The sequence below is a fragment of the Herbaspirillum lusitanum P6-12 genome (genome assembly GCF_000256565.1).
Taxonomy (GTDB): Bacteria; Pseudomonadota; Gammaproteobacteria; order Burkholderiales; family Burkholderiaceae_D; genus Herbaspirillum; species Herbaspirillum lusitanum.
Window position 1 is genome coordinate 1 of record NZ_AJHH01000691.1, and the last position, 957, is coordinate 957.

Sequence of the window (957 nt, forward strand, 5' to 3'; positions counted from 1 at the left end):
CCAGGCCGGCGCCGATCACGAGCGCGCGGCGATCTTGCGGAACGGCGCGTTCGGCCACCTTCCAGCGCGGCGTGAAATGCGCGGTCAGCTTGTCGTCTTCATCCATCGTGAAACCTGCCGCAGCCAACTCAGCGGATGATGCGCGCCAGGCCCCGCCCATACGCAATTGCGCGCGCGGGGTCGCCAGTCGCGCCAGCCGTTTCAACTGCGGCGCGTTCCACATGGCGGCGTCCTGCAACAGGAACAGATCAACCCGCGCATCGACCTGCGCCAGGCTCGCGGCGACCTCACCGATGATCAGCGTCAGCACCACGCGGCCCTGCTCCAGCAACAGCCGATGATAGCCGGGCGTCAACGGCGGCGAGACGTTGGCAAGTTCGCCGGCGAGCGCATTGGTCGGCGCCATCGCACGCAATTGCTGCGCCGTCGGCAGTGCTGCATCGATCAGCAAATAATGCAGGCGCTGCGGCGTATCAACATCGTCGCCCTGCTCGCGCAATGCCGCCCACGCTTGCAGGAACGCATCGCTGTAGCCGGCCTGCAAAATGGTATAAACCGCCCGACCGCGCCAATGCCCGCGCAAGGCGGCGTCGGTGAAACTGGCGGAAGCAAAAGCGGCAGGTGTCATGCGGGCATCGAGGGTTCGGGAGCGGCCGTCGGCCGCAGCAGCAATATGATACGCTGTCCCTCCATCACGTTGCGGCAGCGCCGGCTTGGTTCAGTCCATCGCCGCCTCCGCCAGACCGCCGTTGGGGAACACCTGCCATGCCGCTTCGCCTGCCACCGCTTTCTTCCCTGCGCTTCTTTGAAGCCGCCGGCCGCCACCAGAGCTTCAAGCTCGCCGCCGCCGAACTCAACGTCACTCCCAGCGCCGTCAGCCACGGCATCGTCACGCTCGAACAAACCCTGGGCGTGGAATTGTTCATCCGCGCGCCGCGCCGCCTGACGCTGACCCCG

The 957-nt window shown here is 66.7% G+C and carries 2 protein-coding genes; one reads left to right on the forward strand and one right to left on the reverse strand.

Going from position 1 to position 957, the window contains the following annotated elements:
- On the reverse strand, window positions 1–628 hold a 628-nt coding region (locus HLUSI_RS30130; RefSeq protein WP_040503794.1), incomplete at its 3' end, for an MnmC family methyltransferase.
- Between the two features lie 137 nt (window positions 629–765).
- Here HLUSI_RS30130 and HLUSI_RS30135 point away from each other — a divergent pair.
- Window positions 766–957: LysR family transcriptional regulator (locus tag HLUSI_RS30135; RefSeq protein WP_040503795.1), on the forward strand; the 192-nt coding region annotated here is incomplete at its 3' end.